The 26422-nt window shown below is 37.3% G+C and carries 30 protein-coding genes; 15 read left to right on the plus strand and 15 right to left on the minus strand.

Annotated features, from left to right (window positions below; genetic code table 11):
- The first annotated feature begins 10 nt into the window (after nucleotides 1-10).
- The 4 genes from J0871_RS04790 to J0871_RS04805 all read left to right on the plus strand — a co-directional run bounded on the left by J0871_RS04790 (nucleotide 11) and on the right by J0871_RS04805 (nucleotide 4344).
- The gene (locus tag J0871_RS04790) at nucleotides 11-2323 is read left to right on the plus strand and encodes a transglycosylase domain-containing protein (protein WP_208223861.1); all 2313 of its coding nucleotides are present in this window, start codon (nucleotides 11-13) and stop codon (nucleotides 2321-2323) included.
- Between the two features lie 107 nt (nucleotides 2324-2430).
- Complete coding sequence (locus tag J0871_RS04795) at nucleotides 2431-3132, plus strand: CoA transferase subunit A (protein ID WP_075325490.1); 702 nt, start codon at nucleotides 2431-2433, stop codon at nucleotides 3130-3132.
- A gap of 159 nt (nucleotides 3133-3291) precedes the next feature.
- Entirely contained in the window at nucleotides 3292-3645 is a 354-nt protein-coding gene (locus J0871_RS04800) for a four helix bundle protein (RefSeq protein ID WP_208223863.1), read from the plus strand.
- A gap of 45 nt (nucleotides 3646-3690) precedes the next feature.
- Entirely contained in the window at nucleotides 3691-4344 is a 654-nt protein-coding gene (locus J0871_RS04805) for a CoA transferase subunit B (protein WP_208223865.1), read from the plus strand.
- A gap of 57 nt (nucleotides 4345-4401) precedes the next feature.
- On the opposite strand, the gene J0871_RS04810 is transcribed toward J0871_RS04805, so the two are convergent.
- The 15 genes from J0871_RS04810 to hemA all read right to left on the minus strand — a co-directional run bounded on the left by J0871_RS04810 (nucleotide 4402) and on the right by hemA (nucleotide 16444).
- Nucleotides 4402-4761 carry a DUF6616 family protein gene (locus J0871_RS04810; RefSeq protein ID WP_208223867.1) on the minus strand — a complete coding sequence of 120 codons (360 nt, stop codon included), beginning with the start codon at nucleotides 4759-4761 and terminating at the stop codon, nucleotides 4402-4404.
- A gap of 113 nt (nucleotides 4762-4874) precedes the next feature.
- The gene (locus J0871_RS04815) at nucleotides 4875-5588 is read right to left on the minus strand and encodes a 3'-5' exonuclease (RefSeq protein ID WP_208223869.1); all 714 of its coding nucleotides are present in this window, start codon (nucleotides 5586-5588) and stop codon (nucleotides 4875-4877) included.
- Nucleotides 5572-6726, minus strand: coding sequence for a serine hydrolase (locus J0871_RS04820; protein ID WP_208223871.1), 1155 nt, complete (start codon nucleotides 6724-6726; stop codon nucleotides 5572-5574). The genes J0871_RS04815 and J0871_RS04820 overlap by 17 nt, the downstream gene beginning before the upstream one ends.
- A 12-nt stretch (nucleotides 6727-6738) precedes the next feature.
- Nucleotides 6739-7221, minus strand: coding sequence for a methylated-DNA--[protein]-cysteine S-methyltransferase (locus tag J0871_RS04825; RefSeq protein WP_243870385.1), 483 nt, complete (start codon nucleotides 7219-7221; stop codon nucleotides 6739-6741).
- Entirely contained in the window at nucleotides 7166-8284 is a 1119-nt protein-coding gene (locus tag J0871_RS04830) for a CNNM domain-containing protein (RefSeq protein WP_208223873.1), read from the minus strand. Before J0871_RS04830 ends, J0871_RS04825 begins: the two co-directional genes overlap by 56 nt.
- 132 nt (nucleotides 8285-8416) lie before the next feature.
- A complete protein-coding gene (locus J0871_RS04835) occupies nucleotides 8417-8890 on the minus strand; it encodes a hypothetical protein (RefSeq protein WP_208223874.1) in 474 nt (157 codons plus the stop codon).
- Between the two features lie 94 nt (nucleotides 8891-8984).
- Nucleotides 8985-9320 carry a hypothetical protein gene (locus tag J0871_RS04840; RefSeq protein WP_208223876.1) on the minus strand — a complete coding sequence of 112 codons (336 nt, stop codon included), beginning with the start codon at nucleotides 9318-9320 and terminating at the stop codon, nucleotides 8985-8987.
- Between the two features lie 72 nt (nucleotides 9321-9392).
- Entirely contained in the window at nucleotides 9393-10382 is a 990-nt protein-coding gene (gene hemB, locus J0871_RS04845) for a porphobilinogen synthase (protein ID WP_208223878.1), read from the minus strand.
- A 37-nt stretch (nucleotides 10383-10419) separates the two neighbouring features.
- Entirely contained in the window at nucleotides 10420-11322 is a 903-nt protein-coding gene (hemF, locus tag J0871_RS04850) for an oxygen-dependent coproporphyrinogen oxidase (protein ID WP_208223880.1), read from the minus strand.
- Nucleotides 11323-11324: 2 nt separating this feature from the next.
- Entirely contained in the window at nucleotides 11325-11783 is a 459-nt protein-coding gene (locus J0871_RS04855; protein WP_208223882.1) for a hypothetical protein, read from the minus strand.
- Nucleotides 11784-11809: 26 nt separating this feature from the next.
- Complete coding sequence (gene hemE / locus J0871_RS04860) at nucleotides 11810-12838, minus strand: uroporphyrinogen decarboxylase (RefSeq protein ID WP_208223884.1); 1029 nt, start codon at nucleotides 12836-12838, stop codon at nucleotides 11810-11812.
- A 123-nt stretch (nucleotides 12839-12961) separates the two neighbouring features.
- Complete coding sequence (locus J0871_RS04865) at nucleotides 12962-13513, minus strand: transposase (RefSeq protein ID WP_208223886.1); 552 nt, start codon at nucleotides 13511-13513, stop codon at nucleotides 12962-12964.
- A gap of 85 nt (nucleotides 13514-13598) precedes the next feature.
- Nucleotides 13599-14249, minus strand: coding sequence for a uroporphyrinogen-III synthase (locus J0871_RS04870; RefSeq protein ID WP_208223888.1), 651 nt, complete (start codon nucleotides 14247-14249; stop codon nucleotides 13599-13601).
- 21 nt (nucleotides 14250-14270) lie between these two features.
- Nucleotides 14271-15191: a hydroxymethylbilane synthase gene (gene hemC / locus J0871_RS04875; RefSeq protein ID WP_208223890.1), complete on the minus strand. Its 921-nt coding sequence runs from the start codon at nucleotides 15189-15191 to the stop codon at nucleotides 14271-14273.
- Complete coding sequence (hemA, locus tag J0871_RS04880; RefSeq protein ID WP_075325504.1) at nucleotides 15188-16444, minus strand: glutamyl-tRNA reductase; 1257 nt, start codon at nucleotides 16442-16444, stop codon at nucleotides 15188-15190. Before hemA ends, hemC begins: the two co-directional genes overlap by 4 nt.
- A 200-nt stretch (nucleotides 16445-16644) precedes the next feature.
- Between hemA and J0871_RS04885 the strand changes: the two genes are divergently transcribed.
- The 11 genes from J0871_RS04885 to J0871_RS04935 all read left to right on the plus strand — a co-directional run bounded on the left by J0871_RS04885 (nucleotide 16645) and on the right by J0871_RS04935 (nucleotide 26296).
- Nucleotides 16645-17544, plus strand: coding sequence for an AraC family transcriptional regulator (locus J0871_RS04885; protein WP_208223893.1), 900 nt, complete (start codon nucleotides 16645-16647; stop codon nucleotides 17542-17544).
- 4 nt (nucleotides 17545-17548) lie between these two features.
- Nucleotides 17549-18304 (plus strand): ThuA domain-containing protein, encoded by a 756-nt coding sequence (locus J0871_RS04890; RefSeq protein ID WP_243870386.1) that lies wholly within the window; start codon nucleotides 17549-17551, stop codon nucleotides 18302-18304.
- 88 nt (nucleotides 18305-18392) lie between these two features.
- Entirely contained in the window at nucleotides 18393-19427 is a 1035-nt protein-coding gene (hemH, locus tag J0871_RS04895; RefSeq protein ID WP_208223895.1) for a ferrochelatase, read from the plus strand.
- Nucleotides 19427-20779: an MATE family efflux transporter gene (locus J0871_RS04900; RefSeq protein WP_208223897.1), complete on the plus strand. Its 1353-nt coding sequence runs from the start codon at nucleotides 19427-19429 to the stop codon at nucleotides 20777-20779. Before hemH ends, J0871_RS04900 begins: the two co-directional genes overlap by 1 nt.
- 56 nt (nucleotides 20780-20835) lie before the next feature.
- Nucleotides 20836-21105, plus strand: coding sequence for an addiction module protein (locus J0871_RS04905; RefSeq protein WP_208223899.1), 270 nt, complete (start codon nucleotides 20836-20838; stop codon nucleotides 21103-21105).
- A complete protein-coding gene (locus tag J0871_RS04910; protein WP_208223901.1) occupies nucleotides 21095-21379 on the plus strand; it encodes a type II toxin-antitoxin system RelE/ParE family toxin in 285 nt (94 codons plus the stop codon). The genes J0871_RS04905 and J0871_RS04910 overlap by 11 nt, the downstream gene beginning before the upstream one ends.
- Nucleotides 21380-21385: 6 nt before the next feature.
- Nucleotides 21386-21934 carry a CopD family protein gene (locus J0871_RS04915; protein WP_208223939.1) on the plus strand — a complete coding sequence of 183 codons (549 nt, stop codon included), beginning with the start codon at nucleotides 21386-21388 and terminating at the stop codon, nucleotides 21932-21934.
- 39 nt (nucleotides 21935-21973) lie between these two features.
- Nucleotides 21974-23428, plus strand: a complete 1455-nt coding sequence (locus tag J0871_RS04920; RefSeq protein WP_208223903.1) for an ATP-binding protein — start codon at nucleotides 21974-21976, stop codon at nucleotides 23426-23428.
- A gap of 26 nt (nucleotides 23429-23454) precedes the next feature.
- Nucleotides 23455-24237, plus strand: a complete 783-nt coding sequence (locus tag J0871_RS04925; protein WP_208223905.1) for an enoyl-CoA hydratase-related protein — start codon at nucleotides 23455-23457, stop codon at nucleotides 24235-24237.
- A gap of 90 nt (nucleotides 24238-24327) precedes the next feature.
- Entirely contained in the window at nucleotides 24328-25404 is a 1077-nt protein-coding gene (locus J0871_RS04930) for a PA0069 family radical SAM protein (RefSeq protein WP_208223907.1), read from the plus strand.
- A 193-nt stretch (nucleotides 25405-25597) separates the two neighbouring features.
- Nucleotides 25598-26296 carry a DNA-formamidopyrimidine glycosylase family protein gene (locus J0871_RS04935; RefSeq protein WP_208223908.1) on the plus strand — a complete coding sequence of 233 codons (699 nt, stop codon included), beginning with the start codon at nucleotides 25598-25600 and terminating at the stop codon, nucleotides 26294-26296.
- Nucleotides 26297-26422 lie beyond the last annotated feature (126 nt).

Consider the following 26422-nt stretch of genomic DNA (forward strand, 5'->3'; position numbering starts at 1 on the left):
TTTTGAATAAATGGCCGCAACAAAAAAGAAGCAGCAAAAGTCCAAAACCAGCAAAAGATCTTATATAATTGGTTTTTGGACAATTTTTGGCATTGGTTTATTAGCTGTAGTTTTAATTTTCTTACTGGCCGGTTGGGGCGCATTTGGTAAGATGCCAGATTTTGAAGAGCTGGAAAATCCTGAAACCAATCTTGCAACCGAAATTTTCTCATCAGATGGGGAAACTTTAGGGAAATATTACAGTGAAAACCGAACTCCTATAAAGTATGACGATCTTCCCGATCATCTTATTGAAGCCCTTGTAGCTACTGAAGATGAGCGATTTTACAAACACGCCGGGATAGACCCAAAAGGAACCCTTAGAGCCGCTTTTTATCTGGGAACCCGTGGTGGTGCCAGTACCATAACCCAACAACTTTCCAAACTTTTGTTTACCGAGCAGGTTTCAAACAATCCTTTTGCCCGGATTTTACAAAAAGTTAAAGAATGGAATATTGCTACCCAGCTGGAAAGGCAATACACAAAAGAAGAAATTATTACCATGTATTTTAATAAATACGATTTTGTGTATCAGGCAGTAGGAATTCGTTCGGCTTCAAAAATTTACTTTGGGAAAGAAGCCAAAAACCTTAATATAGAAGAATCGGCAGTTTTGGTGGCGATGTTAAAAAATGCCGCTTTGTATAACCCGGTTCGTAGACCCGAATTGGTAAAACAACGCCGTAACCAGGTTTTTGTTCAAATGAATAAAAACGGATATCTCTCTGAACAGGAAAAAGATTCTCTTCAGAAGCTACCTTTAAACCTTGATTTCTCTCCAGAAGGACATGATGAGGGGATGGCGACATATTTCCGCGTTTACCTACAAGGATTTATGAAAGATTGGATTCAAAAAAATCCGAAACCAGATGGAAGTGAATATAGTCTCTACCGCGACGGATTAAAAATTTATACCAGTATAGATTCTAAAATGCAACAATATGCTGAGACTGCGGTAGAAAAGCATATTTCCCACCTTCAGAAAGAATTTGACCGGCAAAATAAAAATAACAAAACGGCCCCGTTTCGGGATATAGACCAGGGACAGGTTGATGGTATTGTGAAAAGTGCAATGCGCCGATCTGTAAGATGGAAGGAAATGAAAGACCAGGGAAAATCTGAAGAGGATATTTTAGCTTCTTTTGATAAAGAAACTAAAATGCGGGTGTTCTCCTGGGATGGAATAAAAGACACTATTATGACGCCCAAAGATTCTATTTTCTATTACAAAGGATTCTTACAGGCAGGTCTTATGTCTATGACGCCTCAAACCGGCGAAGTTAGAGCCTGGGTTGGTGGCACTAACTTTAAACATTTTAAATACGATCACGTAAAGCAGGGAAAACGCCAGGTTGGCTCTACCTTTAAGCCTTTTGTGTATGCTACAGCTATAGATCAGTTAAAGCTTTCTCCTTGTGATGTTATGCCTAAAAACAGGTTTACTATTGAGGCGGGGAAATATGGAAATATTAAAGATTGGACACCTTCAAATGCTAATGGAGAATATGAAGGGATGATAAGTTTAAAAAATGCGCTTGCCCAATCGGTGAATACAGTAACTGCAAGATTAATAGATAAAACAGGTCCGGGCCCGGTTTTAGACTTAGTAAAAAAATTAGGAGTTGATACTGAAAACTTTTCCGAAGGTCCCGCAATTGCTTTGGGTACCGAAGATATGAGCCTTTTTGAAATGGTTTCGGCTTACAGCACTTTTGTAAACGAAGGGGTTTATGTTAAACCGGTAATTGTAAACCGAATTGAAGATAAAAATGGAACGGTTCTTTACCAGCACGTACCAGAAACCCGTGATGTTTTAAATAAAGAGGCGGCTTACGTGACGGTAAATATTCTGGAAGGTGTAACTCAATATGGATCTGGGGTTCGCTTACGCGGAACTTACGCTAAAGATTTTGATCATTACAAACGCGGGGTAACCGGCTATCCTTACGATTTTAAAAATCCTATTGCCGGTAAAACCGGGACCACACAAAACCAAAGTGATGGCTGGTTTATGGGAATGGTTCCTAATCTTGTAACCGGCGTTTGGGTTGGTGCCGAAGATAGAGCGGTGCATTTTCCAAATTTAACATACGGGCAGGGTGCAACTATGGCGCTACCAATTTGGGGAATGTATATGAAAGATCTTTATGCCGATGAAGCACTGGATATTTCTCAGGATGCTTTTCCCAGACCAGATAATCTCTCTATTGAAATAAATTGCGACGAGTATAATCAGGAAAGTGATTCTGAAAATAATAGTGTTCCAGATGAACTTGACTTTTAGGATTTAGCAAAAATTCAGCTTTATTTTTCAGAAAAATATAATCTACAAGCCTAAAAGCATTGTAACAGCATTTTTATTTTCGTATTTTTCGGTAAAATTAAATACCGATGATTAGAAAAACTGTAGCAAATGTAGAAGATGCTTTGCAGGGCGTAGAAGATGGTATGACCTTTATGCTGGGTGGTTTTGGCCTTAGCGGTATTCCAGAAAATGCCATTTCAGAATTAGTACGTCTTAACGTAAAAAATCTTACCTGCATTTCCAATAACGCCGGGGTAGACGACTTTGGCCTCGGACTTTTACTTCAAAAGAAACAAATAGATAAAATGGTTTCTTCCTATGTGGGAGAAAACGACGAGTTTGAGCGCCAAATGCTTAGCGAAGAGCTGGAGGTAGAGCTTATTCCGCAGGGAACTTTAGCCGCGCGCTGCCAGGCTGCCCAACAAGGATATCCTGCAATGTACACGCCTGCCGGTTATGGTACCGAGGTTTCCCAGTTTAAGGAAACCCGAGAGTTTGATGGGAAAATGTACGTATTAGAAAAAGCTTTTAAAGCAGACTTTGCTTTTGTAAAAGCCTGGAAAGGCGATAAAGCCGGAAACCTTATTTTTAAAGGAACTGCTCGTAATTTTAATCCGTTAATGTGTGGTGCCGCTAAAGTAACCGTTGTTGAGGTGGAAGAACTGGTTGAACCGGGTGAACTGGATCCAAACCAGATTCATATTCCGGGAATATTTGTGCAACGCATTTTTGAAGGAAAAAATTACGAAAAGCGAATTGAGAAAAGAACAGTTCGAAAAGTGAGCTAAAGGTTAAAAGTGACTATTGAACAAATAACTAATAAAGGATGATTTGAAGATTTGAAAATGTGATAATTTGAAGATGATGATTTCTTGATTAAACATTTTTATAAAATTGCCACAGCTTATTAAAAATCGAAAGTTAAATTAATTAGTTACACTTTGGTTATGAGGGATGATAAGGATAATATTATAGTAAGCAAAACTTTTGATTTTGCATTGAAGATTATCGATTATTCAGAAAAATTGAGATCAAACCATAAATATGAAATGTGTTCTCAACTCTTTAAAAGTGGTACTTCAATTGGAGCAAATGTTTGGGAAGCCCAAAATGCTGAAAGCAATGCTGATTTTATTCATAAGTTTAAAATATCAGCTAAAGAAGCCGATGAAACTAACTATTGGTTAAAACTTTGCAAAGCATCAAAACATCTTCCAGATCCAGATGAAGAACTTTTTTCAGAATTAACCTCTATTATAAAGATAACTTCAAAGATTATAAGTTCGTCTAAAAGACGGTAAACAGAATTTTCAAATCAGCAAATAGTCAAATTTTCAAATTGAATTATGTTAGACAAAGAAGGAATAGCAAAACGTATTGCCAAAGAGGTGAAAGATGGGTATTATGTGAATTTGGGAATTGGAATTCCTACCCTCGTAGCCAATTTTGTACGCGATGATATAGAAGTAGAATTTCAGAGTGAAAACGGAATTTTAGGAATGGGACCATTTCCAATAGAAGGAGAGGAAGACGCCGATCTTATTAATGCTGGAAAACAAACCATAACGGCGCTTCCCGGTGCGAGTTTCTTTGATTCTGCAATGAGCTTTGGGATGATTAGAGGGCAGCACGTAGACCTTACTATTTTAGGAGCAATGGAAGTCGCTGAAAATGGCGATATCGCCAACTGGAAAATTCCGGGGAAAATGGTAAAAGGTATGGGCGGCGCCATGGATCTTGTTGCCAGTGCCGAAAATATTATCGTAGCGATGATGCATACCAACAAAGCGGGAGATTCTAAGTTGCTTAAAAAATGTTCGCTGCCTTTAACCGGCGTTGCCTGTGTGACTAAAATTGTTACTAACCTTGCGGTTATTGAAGTTACTAAAGATGGTTTTAAATTGTTGGAAAGAGCCCCCGGCGTAAGTGTAGAGGAGATTCAAAAAGCTACAGAAGGAAAGTTACTTGTAGAAGGTGATATTCCTGAAATGCAGTTATAAAAAAATCCGGCAGTAACTCTAAGCTACTGCCGGAAAATATTTCTGTTTTAATTCACATTAGGTGAGTGAAGTAGATTCTGCTTCAAGATTTACTAAAAAGTCTATAGCTTCTCCCTGGGAAATAATTTTTCCACGGGTATTGGCTTGAGAAAAATAGTCGTACCAACCTACTTTCTTTAAGTTTTCTTCTAATGTTTCAACATTATCTAAAGAGGGCATTTTCCAAACCGTAACGTAGCGATATTGACTTCGGTAATGCGTGTGCTCGTCGTTTAGAGCCCAACCAAGATTTTCTACTCCATTATCTTTTAAACCGGTAATTCTATCCTGCATATTTTCCATGAGTTCCCGCCTCTTATCTTTAGACAGGTCTATCCATTTCCCGGTTACATTCCACATTTCAATATACAAATACATAACTGTTGGTTTTATTGGTTATAACCTAAAGTTAGTAATAAAATGATAGTTAAATCTTTAGGGAAGGTTAAAATGCTTTATTGCTGATAAAACTCATATTTAAAAATAGGTTCTTAAACGCTTACTACTTCAGAAGCTTCCAGCAATTTTTCCTGCCGCAGTTTTAAAATAACCTGGGCAATGGCAAGTACATCTTTTTCACAGTAGTTTACAATTCTATCCAGGTCTTTATCATTGTAGAACACATTTCTAACATCACTACCCGAAATATCATCTTTTGGCGATGGGATTTTTAAAACATTGGTGAGTAATTTTAGCGAAGTAAAATGTTTATAATCACCAAACTTCCATAGTTCCAGCGTATCCAGGTGTGGAACTTCCCAGGGTTTTTTACCAAATAAATTGAGTTTTAAAGGAAGTGCCAGGTCGTGAATTAACATTCGGCGGGCTATGAAGGGGAAATCGAATTCTTTACCGTTGTGCGCGCAAAGCAGGTGATGCGGTTTTGAAAAATGTTCCTGTAATAAATTAGCAAATTCCTGTAACAGGGTTTTTTCTTTATCTCTAAAAGTGGTGAGTCTAAAAGTTCTTCCCCCATTTTTAAAGCTGAAAAAACCAACAGAGATACACACAATCTTACCGAATTCTGCCCAAATCCCGGCCCGGTCATAAAACTGTTCTGCAGTAAATTCATCTTTACGCTGGTATTGGGTTTTCTCTTCCCAAAGCAATTTTTTGTCTTCAGAAAGTTGGCCGTGATTTTCAAATTCGGGCACGGTTTCAATATCGAGAAATAGAATATTCTCCAGCTTAATTGTTTGCAGCATCGTTTAGCATTTTATAAGTCTCATCAATATACTTATAGAAATCGGGCGCGTGTTCTTCGTCTTCGTCTTTTTTAATAAGGTTTTCCCCCAATCTTACAATAATCAAATCGTCTTCGGGGATTACAATCACATATTGCCCGCAAATGCCGCGCATATAAAAAATATCTTTTTCTTTATAATCACTCAGCCAAAACCCATACCCATATTGCGGGCTATCTTCAAAACGCGGTTCGGTAGATCGTGCTACAAATTCTGAATCCAGGATTTGTTTTCCGTTCCATTTTCCTTTGTTCTTGTAGAGTTTGCCAAATCTTGCAAAATCGCGGGCATTGGAGGCAATACAGCAGTATGCTTTTTCCATTCCGCTTTCTTCGCTGTCTAATTGCCAAAGCGCATCTTCTTGCATTTCCAGCGGTTTCCAGAAACTTTTACTTAAATATTCTGAAAGATTTTCTCCTGTAGCTTTTTCTATCACCATCCCAAGAAGAATAGTGTTTCCGCTAAGGTATTTAAAGCTTTCTCCGGGGGTTTCGGTAACTTGAAGACGCAAAACCAGTTCCCGAATATTTTCATCAAAATAAGCTCTGGCAGTCATCCCAAATGGGTTGTAATAGTTCTCGTTCCAGTTTAACCCAGAAGCCATAGAAGCCAAATCTCCAACTTTTAATTCTTCTTTAAACTGCGGAAAAAAATCGGAAACCGGTTGTTCTAAACTGGTAATATGGCCATCCTTAATTGCTTTTCCCAGCATTGCTGAAACAATACTTTTAGCCATAGAAAACGAATTGGTCTTAGAATAGGGGCCATATTCCTGGTAATATTCTTCAAACCAAATACTATCATTTTTTATGATTAAAAAAGCCGCAGTTTCCAGTTCTTCATTTAATTCGGCAAGATCATCAGTGGGCGTGGCAGTGTTGTAATTTGAATGTTTGGGCCAGGTATCCACTTCAGTTCCCGCTTCAATAAGTCGGTTGTCAAAATGAGGATAATCGTCTATAAATGCTGTTTTTTCTCCCTGGAAATAAGTGGCCTGCATTCCGCGGAAAATATATCCAAAATCAAAAGTTATAAGAATAATTACAGCGATTAGAAGTACAAAAATTACGGTTCCGGAAATCTTTAAAAATCTATTCATAAAACTGAAATTTTAGAACATTGAGAGTTGCGACGTGTTATTTTCGTGATTTAAAAGCCACTGTTTTCTATGTAAACCGCCTGCATAGCCGGTTAAAGATCTATCACTTCCAATTACACGATGACAGGGAATTACCACCCAAAGCGGATTTTTTCCGTTTGCAGACGCAACCGCTCGCACCGCTTTTTCATCGCCTAATTTTCTTGAAAGTTCCAGGTAACTACAGGTTTTTCCAAAAGGGATTTCACTTAAAGCTTTCCATACTTTTTGCTGAAAATTGGTACCCTTAGGGTTTAATTTTAAACTGAATTCTTGCAGTTCCCCTTTAAAATAATCGTTTAATTGTTGTGCTGCAGGCTGAAGAAAATCGGGAATTTCCGTAGAAGTCGGGATCTGCTCATCCAGAATTTGAATGGCCCAAATTCCTTCTTCGTCTCCGCTAATCCTGGCTGTCCCCAGTGGAGTTTTCAGAAATATCTGATTTTGGTTCATCATTATCTTTCCTTTGAATTAATCCAAGACGTTTTGCGCGCTTTTCCCAGTTTTGACGGGCAAGCATTTGCATATCTTCAATACTATCGCTCTCGTCCATAATTTCAAGCCCCAGTAAAGTTTCAATAATATCTTCCATAGTTACCAGGCCTACGGTATTGCCAAATTCGTCTACGATCATGGAAATATGTCCTCTTTTTTGAACAAAATTTTCAAAGAGCTCTGGTATGGGAGTATCTTCAGCGCTCATAAAAATATCTCTTTTTAGAGTGCTCAAAGGTTCACCACCTTTATCATCTATCATTTCCTCCAACACATCATCTTTCAAAATAAAACCGGTAACATTGTTGGTTTGATTCTTATAAACTGGAATTCTGGAAAACTTAAGGTTTTTATGGGTTCGGTGAAATTCTTCAATACTGGTATCTTCATTTTCAATAATAGCCACAGAATATGGCGTCATTACATCTTTTGCTTTAACCGATTTAAATACCAGTAGATTTTTAATTACCGTAGTTTCACTTTCATCAAAAACGCCTTCTTCCTCTGCTGCATCTGTAATTGCCGCAAATTCTTCCCTGTTCATAGAAGAAACGTGAGCCGATTTCCCAATTAGTTTTGTGGTGAGCATCATAAGCCAAAGTATACCGGTATACTTCAGTGGGAAGATCATTATTTTAAGGGTTTTTGCAGTAAAATTCCCCAGGCCTTGCCAGTATGTGGCACCAATGGTTTTCGGAATAATTTCAGAAAGAACTAAAATAGCCACCGTCATAATCGCTGAAACAATTCCTACTGCATTGCCACCATCCCCGTATATCTTTTCGGCCTGTACTCCCACTAAAATAGCACCAACCGTATGCGCAATAGTATTAACGGTTAAAATTGCTATTAAAGGCTTGTCTATATCCTGCTTAAAATTAGCAAGGGTTTTAGCATATGCTTTTCCTTCCTTATTTTTTATTTTTATATAAGAAGGGGTTACACTCAATAAAGCGGCTTCCAGGATAGAACACATAAAAGAAAAGAAAATGGAAAGAGTAGCATATAAAATGAGTAATCCCATATTGGCTTTTGGTTGTTTGAATCACTAAATTAAAGATTATTATAACAATCCTTTGCAAAGAAATGGTAAATCCTAAAAAAAATAACCCCACCCGGTTAGGGGTGGGGCAGTTAAAACTGAATTTAATGAGATTTAAGCAGAAAGTTTTTCGCTAATTATTCGGTTCCATTTCTGGGCTATAACTAGCCTTTCTGAAGCATTATTACTCGAGTTATCATCCTCATCATAAAAAATAATTTCGGTAAGTTTTTTATTATTTCTGTTTTCAGAAAGGTCCAGGCTAATTCTTTTTATTAGCTCGGGTTTATCTGGAAATGGGTGTGAACTTACCTTAGCATTTTTTATATAACTAAGGTCCAATATCTGGTGTTGCATATTGTTGGTAGGCTCTATAACCAGTAATTTTTTAGCCTTGCTGTCTAATCCCAAAAGTAAAGTAGCCGAAATTTCTATCGTATCGGTGTTTAAATTGTTTTTTATACTTAATTCTTTAAGGTTTTTAAGTCTGTTTTTTTCTTTGGTGTTTTGTTGCCAGATTAAGAATAATATTGGCAGCACAAACACAGCTAAAAGCCCAAGGCCTATTAGCGTAGATGCGGTATCCATTTTTTTTGATTTTTTTAGGTGAAATTATTGTTATGCTTTTTTAAAGCCTTGTAAGCATGAAAAAGCTTATAGTTTTTTCAATAAAAACTCTATTTCACCAGAAAAAATGGAAGGGATAAATATGTTGAAGTATTAATTGCCGCCGATCTAAAAAGCTAAAAATTGAAGTTTTGCCAATCGGGATTAGGAATTCTTCCTTTGAAGAATATGCAGAAACTAAGTAACCCGCAGAGCCGGGAAAATTTTCTTCTGAAGAAATGTGTTCAGAAGAAATTATTTCAGAAAATATTACTGCCTGCTGATTTTGGTCAGCCTGCAGGTAATCATAATTTCGGGAATCAAGATTATGAGCAGGAAAACCAGAAAAAGCGAAGCCCTGTCCTGAAAAGGACATAAATAATATGGCAAACAGCGCATATAAAGCTTTCAAATTTTTCTGGTTTTTCACCCTGCAAATGTATATAAAAACCTGATTGGTTATCGCTAAATTTTAGTTATAAAATTAGGAAATCAATTTCACAGCATCTTTAGCAAAATAGCTGGCAATCATAGAAGCACCGGCTCGTTTTATGGCGGTTAATTGTTCTAAAACTACAGCATCGTGGTCTAACCAACCTTTTTCGGCTGCAGCTTTAATCATTGCATATTCGCCGCTAACCTGGTAAACTGCAACCGGCACATCTACTGCATTTCGAATATCACGAACAATATCTAAATAGCACAAGCCGGGTTTTACCATTACAATATCGGCGCCTTCCTCAATATCCATAAGGGTTTCTTTAACCGCTTCTTCGCGGTTTGCAGGATCCATTTGGTAGGTTTTTTTATCCTTCGGAATATTTTCGGCATCAACAGGTGCAGAATCCAGTGCATCCCGGAAAGGCCCATAAAATGCTGAAGCATATTTCGCGCTGTAACTCATAATTCCGGTTTCGTGAAAACCTTCATCTTCCAATAGACTGCGCATTTCAAAAATTCGGCCGTCCATCATATCGCTAGGGGCAAGAATATCGGCACCTGCTTTAGCGTGGGAAAGTCCCATTTCAGCTAAAATAGCGGTAGTGTCGTCATTGATCACTTTTCCATCGGCAATCACGCCATCGTGCCCATAAGCCGAATAAGGATCCAGCGCAACATCGGTCATGATCAGCATTTCGGGAACAGCATTTTTTACTGTTTTTATAGCGCGTTGCATTAGTCCGTCAGCATTTAAAGCTTCGGTTCCAGCATTGTCTTTTAGGTTGTCCGGTACTTTTACAAAAAGCAAAACCGATTTTATCCCTAAACTCCAAAGCTCTTTAATTTCCTTTTCCAGTAAATCCAGGCTAAACCTAAAATAATTAGGCATAGAAGCGATTTCTTCCTTCTTGTTTTTTTCTTCAACCACAAAAAGTGGCGCGATAAAATCGTTTGGAGTTATTGCGGTTTCCCTAACTAAGCTTCTCATCGCTTCGCTGGTTCTAAGTCTTCTATTTCTTCTTAGTGGATACATATTTTCAGTTTTCGGTTCTCAGTAAATCAGTTTTCAGTTAAACCCAATCTTTCGGTTTTTCCAAAACTTTTAATATTTTCTCTTCTTCGCTGCCGGGTTCGGGATGATGATCGTAAACCCATTGCACATGCGGAGGTAAACTCATTAAAATACTTTCTATTCTTCCGTTGGTTTTTAAACCGAAAAGGGTGCCTTTATCGTGTACCAAATTGAATTCTACATAACGGCCACGTCTTATTTCCTGCCAATTCCGATTTGCTTCAGAATATGATAGCTTTTTACGTTTTTCAACAATTGGGACATAAGCTTCCAGGAAGCTATCACCAACTTCGGTTACAAAATTGTACCAGTCTTCAATACTTTTTTCTTCGGAAGCTTTTAAATAATCAAAGAACAATCCTCCAATTCCACGGGCTTCGTTTCGATGGGAATTCCAGAAGTATTCATCACATTTCTTCTTGTATTCCGGGTAAAACTCCGGGGAATGTTTATCACAGGCTTCTTTTGAAACCTTATGAAAATGTTCGGCATCTTCTTCAAAAAGATAATAAGGCGTAAGGTCCTGCCCGCCGCCAAACCACTGGTCTAAAACGTTTCCTTCTTTATCATACATTTCAAAATAGCGCCAATTAGCGTGAACTGTTGGTACCATTGGATTTTTTGGATGGATCACCAAACTGAGTCCGCAGGCAAAAAAATCTACATCACCAACTTTGAAATATTGTTGCATTGCCGGAGCCAAAGGTCCGTGCACTGCCGAAATATTTACGCCGCCTTTTTCAAAAACAGCACCGTTTTCTATAACCCGGGTTCTGCCACCACCGCCTTCTTCCCGTTCCCAAAGGTCCTGTTGAAATTTGGCTGTGCCGTCTATCTCTTCCAGTTTTTCGCAAATGCAATCCTGTAAATCTTCAATATATTTATAAAATTCCGCTCTCATTTTCAATCTTCAATATAAACCAGTTTATCTATCGTTTTTCCTATTTCTTCTACTTTGGAAACCTTTGTGGCCACTTTCATTTTTTGCTGAAACAGATGAATAATTTCTTCAGTTGGAAGTTCATTTCCTTTAAATAAAGCCTGTCCAAACCGGTTGTTGTGTAAATCCATTGCTTTGGCCAGTTTTTGGTTTGGAGAAAGTTTTTCGTGTAAACCTGTAAAATGGTCGCTCCAAATCCTGGCAGCTTCAACCGATCCTGAAATTTTAAAACATTTCTGGCAAATTAAATAATTCCATAGGGCGTGTCTAAAGGCATTTTCTTTTCCATTTTTATGATGTTCCTTTTTATAAAGATCGTCACAAATTTTTATGGTTTTAATCGTTGCCCGGTAGGTTGGTAAAATATAGCGCGGTTTACTTATAAAAACTTTAGAGACCGCGAACAGTTCTTTAAAGTTCATATTTTTAATCCGCGCCCAGACTGCCACTAATTAGCTTTATATTCTTTTACCGCATCTACAAATGCTTGGGCATTTTCTACCGGAATATCAGGTAAAATACCGTGGCCAAGGTTTACAATATAGCTATCCTTTCCAAATTCATTGATCATTTGGGTCACCATTCTTTTGATCTCTGCAGGTGGAGAATATAATCTTGAAGGATCAAAATTACCCTGTAAGGTGATTCTTCCGCCACTTAAATAACGCGCATTCCTTGCGCTAAGCGTCCAGTCTACACCTAAAGCTGAAGCTCCTGAATTTGCCATCTCGTGAAGGGCAAACCAGCATCCTTTTCCAAAGGCGATAACCGGGATTTCATCTTTTAAAGCATCAATGATCTGCTGAATATATTTCCAGGAAAATTCCTGGTAATCTACCGGGCTTAACATTCCGCCCCAAGAATCAAAAATTTGTACCGCATCAACTCCGGCTTCAACTTTTGCTTTTAAGTAGGCGATAGTTGTGTCGGTGATTTTTTGTAATAATTGGTGCGCAGCCACCGGATTAGTAAAGCAAAACTTCTTCGCTTTATCAAAGTTTTTTGAACCTTGCCCTTGCACGGCATAGCATAGAATTGTCCAAGGGGAACCAGCAAAACCAATTAGCGGAACTTCATTATTTAATTCCTGTTTTGTCATTTTTATAGCATCCATCACGTAGCCTAATGTTTCCTCGATATCGGGAACTATTACATTGTCTACATCTTTAGAGGTACGAATTGGGTGTGGTAGCCAGGGACCAATACCGGGTTTCATTTCTACCTCAATATTCATTGCCTGCGGAATCACCAAAATGTCACTAAATAGAATTGCGGCATCAGTCCCTATTTGATGAATAGGCATCACGGTAATTTCGGTTGCTAATTCAGGGGTTCTGCAGCGTGTGAAAAAGTCGTATTTTTCTTTAAGCTTCATAAAATCGGGGAGGTAACGGCCTGCCTGGCGCATCATCCAAACCGGTGGACGTTCTACCGTTTCTCCTTTTAAAGCTTTTAGAAATAGATCGTTTTTTATCATTTTTATATTTTTCTAATGTTCTTGTTTTCCTACCAATCTACAAGGTTCTGTAAACCTTAGAGGAGTTAGGTTTATCCTGCAAGGTCTTTTTGACCTTGTAGGTATAAAATTTCACATAATTTATCATTCCAATTTAAACTTATCCTCTAATTCTAAACTTTTATTTCTATGCGAATATTTTAAATTTTCCACATCACTAAATAATCCAATTACTTCTTCTCTTCTTATTAAAGATTTGTTTTCAGAAATAATCGCCTTATAAGAAGAAAACCGAAAGTTTTCAAAATTATCATTAAAATGATGCTGAGGATTAAGATGTATGTAAAAAACCAACTTCCTTAAATATTCTTCATTATGTAAACGGATTCTCTTAAAATGTTTTTCAAATAGACTTCCAGTTCTATTTTGCTGCTTATTGAATGCCTTGGCATAAGCATTAAATAAGTTTGAAAAGGCTTGAATAACTTCTTTAGGTTCTTCCTCGATTCTAATTAAGAAATGGAAATGATTATTGAGTAAGCAATAGGCAAAAGTAGCAACTTTTGTAGTGAGATATTTCTTATAAAGCTTAAGAAAATAGACTTTGTTTGCATCATTAGTAAAGATGTTATCTCCATTTATTCCGCGGTTATAAATGTGGTAATAATAGTCTTTATCTAGCGTTTCTAATTTCATTATTGCTTGTAGTTTGAAGCAAACCTACAAGGTTTTAAAAACCTTGCAGGAGTATGCCTTATAACATACGGATTTTTTCCTTAAACTATTTATTTTTAAAATATTTCACTACCTGCACAATCACATTTTCAATAGAAGGTTTGGTAGCGGTTATTATATTGTTTGTATGTTTCCTGGCTTCTGCAGCAGTAGTGTTTCCTATGCAAAAAGCGGTAGTGTCGTTCAACTGATTTTTGGCCGTAAAACTCTGCACTGCACTGGGGCTAAAAAATAAAATTCCATCAAATTCCTGGGAAAATGCCCTTGGGCTTAATGTAGTTTTATAAACTTCAATTTCCTTAAAATCTATTCGATTCTTTTTGAGGATTTCCGGAATATCATCTCTTCTTTTATTTCCGCAGAAAAAAATAAAGTTTTCTTCAGAATATTTTTGAATAATTATTTCAGCTAAATCTTTCCCGTAATCTGCAATTTCCTGAATATGAAATCCGCTTTCATTGGCTAAATCTGCGGTTTTTTCTCCTACGCAGAAGCAATTTTTAACCTGAACCTTTCCTGAAACCGCATTTACCGAATTTTTACTGGTAAAAATGGCATTTTTTATATTTTCTGAAGGAAATTTAAAATTGGTAGTTTCAGTATTAATCGCATCATATTCCACCAAACTTAAGCCAGAATTTAGAAATAATTGTTTCTGGGAAGTGCTGAGTTTTTTGGTAGAGAGAATGCTCTTCATTCATAAGTTTTTAGATGAAAATTAGCCTTCGGTATTAATTTCAGCCTTAATTTCCTGCATCAATTTTGCGCCACCATTGCTAAGAATTTCTTCTGCACAACGCCTTCCAAAATTCTCAATTTCATTTATAGCAACTGTTTTTTCAACGCCTATCTTTTCTTTTCCGTCTAAACTAAAAAGTGCACCTTTAAAGTAAACAAGATCTTTGTCTACCGTGGCTAAAGCTCCAATTGGTGCGGTACAACCACCTTCCAGAACCTTTAAAAACTCACGTTCAATATGTACGGTAATTTCAGATTCTTTATGGTTTAATAATGCAAGTGCTTTACGGGTAAATTTATCTTCCTGCATTGCCACTACGAGCATTGCGCCCTGTGCGGGTGCGGGAATCATCCAGTTGAGATCTACAAAATTTTCTGGCTTTAATGCGATACGTTCCAACCCGGCGGCAGCGAAAATCGCTCCGTTCCAGTTATTATCGTCTAATTTTTTCATTCTGGTGTTTACGTTTCCACGTAAATCTACCACTTTATGAGTAGGATATTGGTTTAGCCACTGGGCTTTACGGCGTAAACTTCCGGTAGCGATAGTACCATCGTTTTCCAGGAAATCCAGGCCTTTATGAATAAGAATATCTTTGGTGTTGGCACGTTTTAAAACCGCAGCTTCAACAATGCCCTTAGGTAGTGCTGTGGGTACATCTTTCATAGAATGTACCGCAATATCAATTTTGCCTTTAACCATGGCTACATCCAGGGTTTTGGTAAAAATCCCGGTAATGCCCATTTCGTAAAGCGGCTGATCTAAATTTAGGTCTCCGGTAGATTTAACGGGAACTAGCTCGGTTTTATGACCGGCTTTTTCCAGTGCGTTTTGCACTGTTTTTGCCTGCCAAAGTGCGAGTTCGCTGTCCCTGGTGCCAATGCGAATTACTTTGCTCATTTTACCTGTTCTTCAAGCTGAAATACTTTCTGGATCAATTCCAGGCTTTCATCGGTAGTGGTGGAATCTCCTTTTAAATGATTGGCAAAGTGTTTCATAATTTTTTGAATAATCCTGTCGCTCACAATCTCTGCCTGCTCATCGTTGAAATCTGAAATTTTTCTACGCTGAAAATCAAGTTCGGCATCTTTCATACTTCTAAGCTTCTTCTTTAAAGCTTTTATGGTAGGCGCAAATTTTCGGGTTTCCAGCCATTTATTAAAATCGGTTTCTACCTCTTTAATAATAGCTTCGGCTTCCGGAATAAACTGTTTTCTGCGTTCTAAATTCTGATCGGTAATTTTTGAAAGCTGATCCAGATGTACCAATTTTACATTAAGCAAATGCGCTACATCTTCTGAAACATTCTTAGGTATAGAAAGGTCTAAAACCAACAAATTTTTGTTGGAATAGATTAATTCTTTAGAAATAGTAGGGTTTTGTGCTCCTGTGGCGACAATTAAAATGTCGGTATTTCTAATTTCTGCCTGTAAATCGGCGTAATCTTTTACAATAAGGTTGAATTTACCCGCAATTTTTTCCGCTTTGTCCTTGGTGCGATTAATAAGGGTAATATGTTCGTTTTGTGTGTGCTTTATAAGATTTTCACAGGTATTTCTTCCAATTTTACCTGTCCCAAAAAGCAAAATATTTTTATCTGAAACGTTTGGAACGTTATCTAAAATGTATTGAACCGAAGCAAAAGACACTGATGTGGCCCCTGTAGAAATTTCGGTTTCATTTTTAATACGTTTACTGGCTTGAATTACGGCATTTACCAGTCGTTCTAAAAAAGCATTTACCAGGCCGTGTTTCTTGGAACGGGCAAAAGCAACTTTTAACTGACTAATAATTTCAAAATCGCCAAGAATCTGACTATCTAAACCGGTACCCACCCTAAACATATGAGAGATTGCCTGCTTATTTTTATGCACATAAGCCACTTTTTCAAATTCTTCTACCGTGCCGTGGGTATGCTCGCAAAGTAATTTAATAAGTTGAAAAGGGTGTTGTGCAAAACCGTAGATTTCAGTGCGGTTACAGGTAGAGGTTACAAGAATGGCATCAATACCTTCCTCTTTAGCTTGTTTAAGCAAGCCTTGTTTAGCTTCTTCATTTAAACTAAAATGTCCTCTTATCTCTGCATCGGCCTTTTTGTAGCTAAGACCTATGGTGTAAAAATGTTTTCCGCTTGCAATATGATAATCTTCCATGAACCTATTTAGGGTATTCGGGGCAAAATTAAACTAATCCTAAACCAAAAAGTAACGCTCAAAGTACTTTTTGTATCGCTTTCAGTTATTTTAGGTTTTTTATAACTTTAAAAAATAGTAAATACTTACTTTTGCAGTAGTGATAGTCGGTTTAGAGCAAACAGTTTAGAATTGTTCTAAATAGACTTAAATTCAAAAAAATGATCTTAGAAGATAAAAATAACGCTGTAGGATTTATTGAAGAGCTGAAAATTGAAGATGGTTTTTATCTTTTAAAGTTTCAAAATGAAACCACTGAGAATCAGAGAATTATTAGGAATATAGATAGTAGCTTTATCCAGTTTCATTTCAATTTAAAAGGCGCCAGCAAGTTTTTGTTTAATAACAACAAATATGAACTTCCGCTTAATGGAGAAAGTTCTTTGCTATTGTACAATCCGCAGCAAGACCTGCCCCTAAATTTGGTATTGGAGCCAAATTCCTGGTTAATTTCGCTGGTAATTTCTATTAAAAAGTTCCATTCCCTCTTTTCACAGGAAGCTGGTTATATCACTTTTTTAAGTGCCGATAATAAAGATAAAAAGTATTATAAAGATGCGCCCATTTCTCCTTCTATGGCCATTGTGCTCAACCAGGTAATGAATTTTAATCTTACTCCAAGTATTAAAAATCTCTATTTTAAAGGAAAAGCTTATGAATTGTTGAGTCTATATTTTAACAGGACAGAAGACCCTAATGTAGAACAATGTCCTTTTCTTAGTGATGAAGAAAATATTATAAAAATAAGAAAAGCCAAGGATATTGTAATTTCCAGGATGGCCGAGCCGCCTTCGCTTCAGGAATTATCAGATGAAATTGGCCTAAGTCTTAAAAAACTTAAAGAAGGTTTTAAGCAAATTTATGGCGATTCGGTGTACAGTTTTCTTTTTGATTATAAAATGGAATATGCTAGGAAACTTTTAGATAGTGGCTATTTTAACGTGAACGAAGTTGGTTTAAAAGTTGGGTACAGCACCGCGAGTCATTTTATTGCTGCTTTTAAGAAAAAATTTGGCACTACGCCTAAGAAATATATTATGTCTTTAACTTCAAATTCTTAGCTCTATGTTTAAAAAATTTGTCGCCGTTTATATGCTCATCTTTTTCGGTTTACTTTCAGGAAATGCCCAGGAAACAAAAGATGAAGATGAAAAAGATAAAAAAGAAGTGCTTTTATTTTATAAAACCGAAGGTTTCTGGCATAATTCCATTCCAACCGGGAGAACTTTTATTGAAGACCTCGGCGAAGACCATGATTTTGAAGTGACCTCTACTAAAGATGCCGATAATTTTCATAGCGAAGATCTTAAAAAGTACGATTTAGTGATTTTTTTGAATACTACCGGAAATGTTTTTGATGAAAAGGAACAGGAAGGCTTCAAAAATTATATAGAAAATGGCGGTAATTTCTTCGGAATTCACGCTGCAGCAGATACCGAAGGGGATTGGCCCTGGTTTGTAGAACTGGTTGGTGGCTTTTTTGATGGGCATCCAGAAGTTCAACAAGCTGATATAAAATTAAATATGCCTAAACATCCCGCGGTTTCTCACCTGCCAAAAGTATGGACCAGAACTGATGAATGGTATAATTACAGAAACCTAAACCCTAAAATGCAGGTACTTTTGTATCTTGATGAGAATTCGTACCGGGGTGGTACTAACGGTGAAGAACATCCTATTGCCTGGTTTAGGGAAACGGGTCACGGCGGCGTTTCAATTTATACTGGGTTGGGACATACCATTCAGTCTTATATTGAGCCGTTATTTCAGGAACATATTCTACAGAGTATTTTATTTGCGTTAGACAAAACAAAAAACTAAATCCTCTATTAAGGCATAAAAAAGTGTAATAATGTAATACTTAATTACACTTTTAATAAACCTATTTTTGAAGTTGAAAAAGAAAAATATGAGTAAAGGCGTACTATTGGTAAATTTGGGCTCTCCAAAAAGCACCGACCCGAAAGATGTAAAGGAATACCTGGACGAATTTTTAATGGATGAACGTGTAATTGACGTTCCCTATTGGGCCAGGGTACTTTTGGTAAGGGGAATTGTACTAAATACAAGACCCAAAAAATCGGCGGAAGCTTACCAAAAAATTTGGTGGGACGAGGGTTCACCCCTAATTGTTTTATCAGAACGCCTTCAGGATAAAATGGATAAAAACACTTCTGTGCCAATTGCTTTGGCAATGCGTTATGGAGAACCAAGTATAAAATCGGGCCTTCAGGAATTGCATGATAAAGGGGTAGACGAAGTTTTGCTATTTCCATTATATCCTCAATTCGCCATGGCTACTACCGAAACTATTTTAGTTTTAGCCGAAGAACTTAGAAAAGAATATTTTCCGGAAATGCAATTTACCACAATGCCGCCTTTTTATAATCACTCAGACTATATTCGGGTTTTAGCGGAAAGTATTTCAGAAAAATTAAAAGGGAAAGATTTTCAGCATTTATTGTTTTCTTATCACGGGGTGCCAGAGCGACATATTAGAAAAAGTGATGTAACTAAATCCCACTGTAAAATTGATGGAAGTTGTTGCCAAACCGCTTCAGCAGCGCATCAATTTTGCTATCGTCACCAGTGTTTTGAAACTACAAGGCTTGTAGCTGAATATTTAGAATTAAAAGAGAATTCATATAGCGTTTCCTTTCAATCGCGTTTAGGTTTCGACCCTTGGTTGCAACCTTATACCGATAGAACTATAGAACGATTCGGAAAACAGGGAATGAAAAAACTGGCTATTGTAACCCCCGCTTTTGTTTCAGATTGTTTGGAAACTTTAGAAGAAATAGCGATGGAAGGAGAAGAGATTTTTCACGAAGTTGGCGGGGAAGAATTTACAGTAGTTCCCTGTCTTAATGATAGGGACGATTGGGTGAACGTACTTTCTCGTTGGGTAGATGAGTGGGCGCATCAAAAGCCCGTTGAAGCGTAATGGCCTCGGTGAATTCTCGAAACCTCGGAGAAAAACCAATAGGTAAATTACTTGTACAGCAAGCGGCACCGGCTTCGGTAGGAATCCTGGTCATGTCGCTTAATATTTTAATCGATACCATTTTTGTAGGAAACTGGATTGGCTCTACCGCTATTGCAGCGATAAATGTAGTGCTTCCGGTTTCGTTTTTTATCGCCGCCCTGGGAATGGCTATTGGCATTGGTGGTTCTTCTATAATATCAAGAGCGCTGGGTGCCGATGATCGTAAAAAGGCCCTTAAAACTTTCGGAAACCAGATAAGTCTTACGCTAATTCTTACTATTGGGTTAGTAATTATAGGTCTTCTTTTTGTGGATTCGCTTATTCCTGCTTTTGGCGGAAAAGGCGATATTTTTGAACCGGCAAAAGTTTACTATACCATTGTGCTTTATGGAGTGCCTTTCCTGGCGCTTTGTATGATGGGCAATACGGTAATTCGTGCCGAAGGGAAACCAAAATTCGCTATGATTGCCATGATAATTCCCTCTGTGGCAAACTTAGTTCTAGATTATATTTTTATAAATCAAATGGAGCTTGGTATGTGGGGCGCGGCCTGGGCTACCACGGCTTCTTATCTTTTTTGTTTTGCCTATGTTTTTTGGTTTTTCCTTTCCAAAAATTCTGAACTTAGAATTAGTTTACCAGATTTTGGTCTTAATAAACGCATTCTTAGAGAAATTGGTTCCCTTGGCTTTGTTACCTTATCCCGGCAGGCGGTAGTAAGTGTAATCTACCTGCTTATGAATAATATTTTATTTGACCTTGGCGGGGAAGATGCCGTGGCGATTTATGCAATTATAGCCAGAATGCTCATGTTTGCACTCTTTCCGGTATTGGGGGTTACGCAGGGATTTTTGCCAATTGCCGGATTTAATTATGGTGCCGAAAAATATCAAAGGGTTCGCAAAAGTATAAATACTGCTATCTTATATGCTTGTGGTTTGGGTTTGCTGGTATTTGGGGGGATTATGTTTTTTTCTGAAGAAATTGTTCGCATTTTCACTAAAAATACAACGATTATTGCCGAAACTCCCAATGCGATGCGCTGGGTTTTTGCTGCCACGCCCATTGTAGCGATTCAGCTAATTGGTGCTGCTTATTTTCAAGCCGTGGGTAAAGCCGTACCGGCATTGTTGCTTACTTTGTCCAGGCAGGGTTTCTTTTTTATTCCGCTAATTTTAATTTTACCTAATTATTTTGGGAAAATAGGGGTGTGGATCTCCTTTCCTATTGCAGATTTACTTTCAACAGTGGTTACTGCCTATTTTTTAAACCGCGAAATGAGATTAAAATTAAAGCCTAAAACCTCCTGATATTTCTGCTGAAGAAAAATTCATAAATCCCTATCTTTGTTAGAAAGCCTGAAATAATGGATAAAGAAGCTCTAAAAATAGAATTGATTCAGAAGATTATTGCCTGTAACGATTTTGCTTTGTTAAAGCAAGTTGAAGAATTATTGCAGGGAGTAAATGCTCATGAACCTGGGGAAGATTACAAGGTAGAAAGCCTTCAAAACTTGCTTTCTAAAGAGCAGCTAGAAGAATTGGATCGTCGTTTGGAAGCGCATAAAAATGGTACGTCAAAGGCACTTCCGTGGGAGGAGGCGAGAGGAGAAATTGAAAAGAAATATGGGTTTTAGACTGAAAATAGACTCTTCAGCCCAATTGGATTTAGAACTTGCGATTGATTGGCATGAAGCCAGACAAATTGGGTTAGGAAAGCGTTTTTTAGATGATTTTGAACACACCTTGTTCCGAATTCAATCTAATCCTTATATGTTTCGATTGGAAGGTAATTATAGAAATGCTCTCCTTGATATTTTTCCTTACATAATTATTTTTGAAATTGACAATCAGGAAATTATAATCCTGGCCGTCTTCAACACCCATCAAAACCCAACCAAAAAACCTTAATCTGTGATAGAATATTACCAGTACATAAAAGCTTTGCACCTTATTTTTGTAATCACATGGTTTGCCGGGCTTTTTTATATTCCGCGTTTATTTATTTACCATATAGAAGCTACTCAAAAACCTGAACCCGATAAAAGCATTCTTGCCAACCAGTTTAAACTAATGACTAAAAGGTTATGGTTTATAATTACCTGGCCTTCGGCTGTTTTAGCGAGTTTATTTGCTTTTCTTTTACTTTATTTAGCACCGGGATGGCTTTCGCAAGATTGGATGTTGGTAAAACTGGGTTTCGTTGTGGTACTATACGCCTACCATATTAAATGTCATCTTATTTTTAAAGAACTTCAAAATGATGTGGTAAAATGGACATCCAATCAAATGAGGTTATGGAACGAAGGTTCAACTTTAATTCTCTTTGCAGTTATTTTTTTAGTGATTATAAAAGATGCTCTAAACTGGATCTACGGAGTTTTAGGAATATTTTTATTGGCGGGAATGCTTATGCTGGGAATTAAAATGTATAAGCGAATTAGAACTAAAAACCCCGATGCCTAATTGGTGTGATAATTGATTAATTTGCGCTAATAATTGTTTATGAAGCTTTCAAAACTTTCTTTAAGTACCCGCATATTTATCTCCATGATTTTATTGGTGTTGGGAGCTTCAATTTTAATTGTTGGGATCACAGTTTATCAATATAAGCTGGAAGCTGAAAACTACCACCGCGAACGCCTGGAAAGGAAGGAGCAGGCTATTAGGGAGAATATAAAGTTTATTCTCGCCAGTACAACCTACCTGATTAATACCGAGAATATTGATATGATCTTCGGGGAGCGGAATAAGATTCACGAAATGGCCCAGGTGCACGAGATGCAAATTAATATTTATGATTTTCAGGGTCAACTTTTAATAAAATCAGATCAATCTTTCTTTAGGGATACCACAGATAATCAACTGGATAAAGATATTCTACGAAAACTGGAACGCTCAGAAAACAAACGATATATTGAGAAAACCGAAATTAATGGGCAAAAATTTCAGTCTTCATATACTTATATTTTAGATAAAAAATTTAAACCCCTGGCCATACTTTACCTGCCCTATGTTCAGGATGATACGGTTTTAAATAGGGACTTGAATAATTTTCTCTTAAGAATGCTGGAGGTGTATTTGTTTATGCTTGTTTTGGCGATTATTATGTCTTATTTTCTTTCTAAATATATCACCAAATCTCTCAAGATTATTTCTGATAAAATTACTGAAACCCGCCTGGATAAACGCAACCAGAAAATAGATATAAATAACGCTTCCGAAGAGATTTATACGCTCGTAGCTGCGTATAATAGTATGATAGACGAGTTGGAAGAAAGCGCGGTAAAACTTGCCGCCGGCGAAAGGGAACAGGCGTGGCGGGAGATGGCCAAACAGGTAGCTCATGAGATTAAAAATCCGTTAACTCCAATGCGCTTAAGCGTACAAAGTTTTGAACGGAATTTTGATAAAAACGATCCCGAAATTGAAGCAAAAGTAGCCGAATATTCTACCACACTTATTAATCAAATAGATACGATGAGTTCTATTGCTGAAGCTTTTTCGAATTTTGCGAAAATGCCCGCTCAACAAAACGAAATGTTGAATGTTCCCAAAATTGTAAAACTTGCACTGGATATTTTTAATGAAGATTATATTCAGTTTTCCAGCGAAAAAGAAGAAATTCTCGCAAAATTTGATAGAACGCAACTCATTCGGGTAATTACCAATTTGGTAAAAAACGCCATTCAGGCAATGGATAAGCAGAAAAATCCGCGTATAATGGTAAGTATTCACGAGGAAGAAAAGAATGTTTGCGTGATCATTTCAGATAACGGTGCAGGTATTTCCGAAGAAAATATAGAGAAAGTTTTTGAACCTAAATTTACTACTAAATCTAGCGGAATGGGGCTTGGCCTTGCTATGGTAAAGAATATTGTGGAAACTTATAATGGAAGTATTAACTTTACTTCTAAGCCAGGAAGGGGTACTACTTTTAAGTTACGTTTTCCTAAATAATAAAGAACGAACCAAAAATTTTAAATATGGAATTCGAAAATATTTTAACCGAAAATAACGACGGTATTTTACAAATTACAATTAACCGTCCTAAAAAATTAAACGCTTTAAACCGCGATACCATTGAAGAATTGCACCAGGCTTTTACTGAAGCAAAAGAAGATAAAGAAGTAAAAGTGATCATTCTAACCGGAACGGGAGAAAAGGCTTTTGTTGCCGGTGCAGATATTAGTGAATTTGCCGATTTCTCTCCTGAAGAAGGTCGCGAACTTGCAGCTGAAGGTCAGGCGAAATTATTCGATTTTGTAGCAAATTTTCCTAAACCGGTTATTGCCGCGGTAAACGGTTTTGCCCTTGGTGGCGGACTCGAATTAGCAATGGCTGCTCATTTCAGGATTGCTAGCGATAATGCCAAAATGGGACTTCCTGAGACTTCACTTGGGGTGGTTCCCGGTTATGGCGGCACACAAAGACTTCCGCAATTAGTAGGAAAAGGTCGTGCAATGGAAATGATTATGACCGCGGGAATGATAGATGCCAATCAGGCGCTTCAGTATAATCTTGTGAATCACGTTTGTGAACCTGAAGAATTGATAGAATTTACCGAAAAGATTGCAGGAAAAATTATGAAGAATTCCTTAGTGGCAATAAGCGCGGCAATTCGAGCTATAAATTCAAATTACGAAGATGGCGTAAATGGTTTTGAAGTGGAAATTAGTGAATTTGGAAACTCTTTTGGAACCGAAGATTTTGAGGAGGGCACTTCGGCATTTTTAAACAAACGTAAAGCCGATTTTCCGGGTAACTAAAATAAAAGCTTTAGCGTTCAGAATTTAATTTTTGGATGTTAAAGCTTATTTTTTATTCTATAAATAGGATATATTCCATAAATTTGTAATATGTCCAATAATAAAGATTTTATCTACGGAAGAGGTGCACAGCTAAATGTGCATAACCGATTTGACGCACACGATCATGAATTTCGTGATGATTTTCTCAACCATTGCGCTACTGAAGGCGATGAGGTTCAAAATTCTAAAACGGTTTTAATAGATACTTTTCCAAAAACTATTGTAAATAAAGTGAACAGTCCGGATGTTGGGATGGGATTTTCGTTAAATCCTTATCAGGGCTGTGAACACGGTTGTATTTATTGTTACGCCCGTAATTCTCATGAATATTGGGGCTATAGTGCGGGACTTGATTTTGAACAAAAAATCCTGGTAAAAAAAAATGCGGTAGAACTGCTGCAAAAGAAGATTAGTAGCAAAAATTGGGAAGCTACCCCTATTGTGCTATCTGGAAATACAGATTGTTATCAGCCAATCGAAAAAAAACTAAAAATTACGAGACAGCTGCTTCAAACCTTTTTAAAGTATAAACATCCGGTTGGTATTATCACTAAAAACGCCCTGGTACAGCGGGATATAGATATTTTAAAAGACCTGGCTGCAGATAATTTGGTTCAGGTTAGCTTATCGGTCACTTCCCTCGAGGAAGAAACCCGAAGAATTTTGGAACCCAGAACGGCTAGTATAAAAAAACGGCTGGAAACTATAGAAAAGCTTTCTGTAGCTGGTATTCCTGTGAACGTGATGATGGCGCCAATAATTCCCTCAATAAATTCCCACGAAATTATGCCGCTGGTGAAAGAAGTAGCCGAGAGGGGCGCACTGGGTGTTGGCTATACCATTGTAAGGTTAAACGGAGCTATTGGAGGCATTTTTACCGATTGGATTAGGAAAGCGATGCCAGACAGGGCCGATAAAGTTTTGCATCAAATAGAAAATGTTCACGGTGGAAGTTTAAACGATAGCAGGTTTGGAACAAGAATGAAAGGCGAAGGTGAATTTGCCAGCCAGGTGGCACAGCAGTTTAAAATAGCTAAGGCAAAATATCTTAAGGAAAGAGAAAGGCCGGTTTTAAATTGCGATCTACACGAACAATACAAAGACGGACAAATGAAGCTTTTTTGAATGACTGTCTTGAAGTTTAAGATGAATTTATAAGCCTAAAGCTGAAATCATTAATATTTTAGAGAACAGAGAACAGAGAACAGAGAACAGAGAACAGAGAACAGAGAACAGAGAACAGAGAACAGAGAACAGAGAACAGAGAACAGAGAACAGAGAACAGAGAACAGAGAACAGAGAACAGAGAACAGAGAATATGCCAGAACTACCCGAAGTTGCCTATCAGAAAAAATATGCCGATGCTACTATTCTGCATAAGAAGATCGTAAAAGTTGAGACCGGTGATAAGAAAATATACCAGTCGGATAAAAATGAATTTGAGGAAACCCTAAAAGACAATCAATTTATTGGGAGTGAACGTTTAGGAAAATATCTTTTCCTGAATTTAAAAAATAAAGGAGTTTTGGTGGTACATTTTGGGATGACCGGAAAACTGGAGTATTATCAGCACGAAGAAATACCTAAATATGCACAACTCACACTTACTTTTGAAGACCATTCCCGGGTTTCTTTTACCTGTCCGCGTAAATTTGGAAAACTTTATTTAGCAGAAAGTCTGGTTAAATTTCAGAAAGAGAACGGTCTGGGAGTTGATGCGCTTGCCCTTACAAAAGAACAGTTTTTTGAAATTTTAAAGGGTAAAACCGGGACGATAAAAGCTCTGCTAATGAATCAAAAACTCATCGCCGGAATTGGGAATTTATATGCCGATGAAATATTATTTCAGGTTAAAATTCATCCGGCCACGAAGGTTAACGAACTCTCTGAAAAAGATAAATTAAAGATTTACAATAAAATTAAAGAAGTACTGGAGGTAGTTAAAAAAGTCAGGGAAGAAGGGCAAAAACTACCCGAAAGCTATATCACTACCGTTCGTAAAAAAGATGCAGATTGAGGACTATCTCATAAACTGTGTAAATAGAAAAATAACAGGGGTCGCGACCCCTGTTATTTTTTTGTCTAATTTTAAATTTTACACAGTATGAAAAAAGAGGATTTATTTAACGATGAATTTTTGAAG

The sequence above is a fragment of the Salegentibacter sp. BDJ18 genome (assembly GCF_017579965.1).
GTDB lineage: Bacteria > Bacteroidota > Bacteroidia > Flavobacteriales > Flavobacteriaceae > Salegentibacter.

What these genes read in the sequence shown, in the direction of transcription:
- J0871_RS04790 (WP_208223861.1), top strand. Translation starts at nt 11, where the DNA reads ATGGCCGCAACAAAAAAGAAGCAGCAAAAGTCCAAAACCAGCAAAAGA.
- J0871_RS04795 (WP_075325490.1), top strand. Translation starts at nt 2,431, where the DNA reads ATGATTAGAAAAACTGTAGCAAATGTAGAAGATGCTTTGCAGGGCGTA.
- J0871_RS04800 (WP_208223863.1), top strand. Translation starts at nt 3,292, where the DNA reads ATGAGGGATGATAAGGATAATATTATAGTAAGCAAAACTTTTGATTTT.
- J0871_RS04805 (WP_208223865.1), top strand. Translation starts at nt 3,691, where the DNA reads ATGTTAGACAAAGAAGGAATAGCAAAACGTATTGCCAAAGAGGTGAAA.
- J0871_RS04810 (WP_208223867.1), bottom strand. Translation starts at nt 4,761, where the DNA reads ATGTATTTGTATATTGAAATGTGGAATGTAACCGGGAAATGGATAGAC.
- J0871_RS04815 (WP_208223869.1), bottom strand. Translation starts at nt 5,588, where the DNA reads ATGCTGCAAACAATTAAGCTGGAGAATATTCTATTTCTCGATATTGAA.
- J0871_RS04820 (WP_208223871.1), bottom strand. Translation starts at nt 6,726, where the DNA reads ATGAATAGATTTTTAAAGATTTCCGGAACCGTAATTTTTGTACTTCTA.
- J0871_RS04825 (WP_243870385.1), bottom strand. Translation starts at nt 7,221, where the DNA reads ATGATGAACCAAAATCAGATATTTCTGAAAACTCCACTGGGGACAGCC.
- J0871_RS04830 (WP_208223873.1), bottom strand. Translation starts at nt 8,284, where the DNA reads ATGGGATTACTCATTTTATATGCTACTCTTTCCATTTTCTTTTCTTTT.
- J0871_RS04835 (WP_208223874.1), bottom strand. Translation starts at nt 8,890, where the DNA reads ATGGATACCGCATCTACGCTAATAGGCCTTGGGCTTTTAGCTGTGTTT.
- hemB (WP_208223878.1), bottom strand. Translation starts at nt 10,382, where the DNA reads ATGTATCCACTAAGAAGAAATAGAAGACTTAGAACCAGCGAAGCGATG.
- hemF (WP_208223880.1), bottom strand. Translation starts at nt 11,322, where the DNA reads ATGAGAGCGGAATTTTATAAATATATTGAAGATTTACAGGATTGCATT.
- J0871_RS04855 (WP_208223882.1), bottom strand. Translation starts at nt 11,783, where the DNA reads ATGAACTTTAAAGAACTGTTCGCGGTCTCTAAAGTTTTTATAAGTAAA.
- hemE (WP_208223884.1), bottom strand. Translation starts at nt 12,838, where the DNA reads ATGATAAAAAACGATCTATTTCTAAAAGCTTTAAAAGGAGAAACGGTA.
- J0871_RS04865 (WP_208223886.1), bottom strand. Translation starts at nt 13,513, where the DNA reads ATGAAATTAGAAACGCTAGATAAAGACTATTATTACCACATTTATAAC.
- J0871_RS04870 (WP_208223888.1), bottom strand. Translation starts at nt 14,249, where the DNA reads ATGAAGAGCATTCTCTCTACCAAAAAACTCAGCACTTCCCAGAAACAA.
- hemC (WP_208223890.1), bottom strand. Translation starts at nt 15,191, where the DNA reads ATGAGCAAAGTAATTCGCATTGGCACCAGGGACAGCGAACTCGCACTT.
- hemA (WP_075325504.1), bottom strand. Translation starts at nt 16,444, where the DNA reads ATGGAAGATTATCATATTGCAAGCGGAAAACATTTTTACACCATAGGT.
- J0871_RS04885 (WP_208223893.1), top strand. Translation starts at nt 16,645, where the DNA reads ATGATCTTAGAAGATAAAAATAACGCTGTAGGATTTATTGAAGAGCTG.
- J0871_RS04890 (WP_243870386.1), top strand. Translation starts at nt 17,549, where the DNA reads ATGTTTAAAAAATTTGTCGCCGTTTATATGCTCATCTTTTTCGGTTTA.
- hemH (WP_208223895.1), top strand. Translation starts at nt 18,393, where the DNA reads ATGAGTAAAGGCGTACTATTGGTAAATTTGGGCTCTCCAAAAAGCACC.
- J0871_RS04900 (WP_208223897.1), top strand. Translation starts at nt 19,427, where the DNA reads ATGGCCTCGGTGAATTCTCGAAACCTCGGAGAAAAACCAATAGGTAAA.
- J0871_RS04905 (WP_208223899.1), top strand. Translation starts at nt 20,836, where the DNA reads ATGGATAAAGAAGCTCTAAAAATAGAATTGATTCAGAAGATTATTGCC.
- J0871_RS04910 (WP_208223901.1), top strand. Translation starts at nt 21,095, where the DNA reads ATGGGTTTTAGACTGAAAATAGACTCTTCAGCCCAATTGGATTTAGAA.
- J0871_RS04920 (WP_208223903.1), top strand. Translation starts at nt 21,974, where the DNA reads ATGAAGCTTTCAAAACTTTCTTTAAGTACCCGCATATTTATCTCCATG.
- J0871_RS04925 (WP_208223905.1), top strand. Translation starts at nt 23,455, where the DNA reads ATGGAATTCGAAAATATTTTAACCGAAAATAACGACGGTATTTTACAA.
- J0871_RS04930 (WP_208223907.1), top strand. Translation starts at nt 24,328, where the DNA reads ATGTCCAATAATAAAGATTTTATCTACGGAAGAGGTGCACAGCTAAAT.
- J0871_RS04935 (WP_208223908.1), top strand. Translation starts at nt 25,598, where the DNA reads ATGCCAGAACTACCCGAAGTTGCCTATCAGAAAAAATATGCCGATGCT.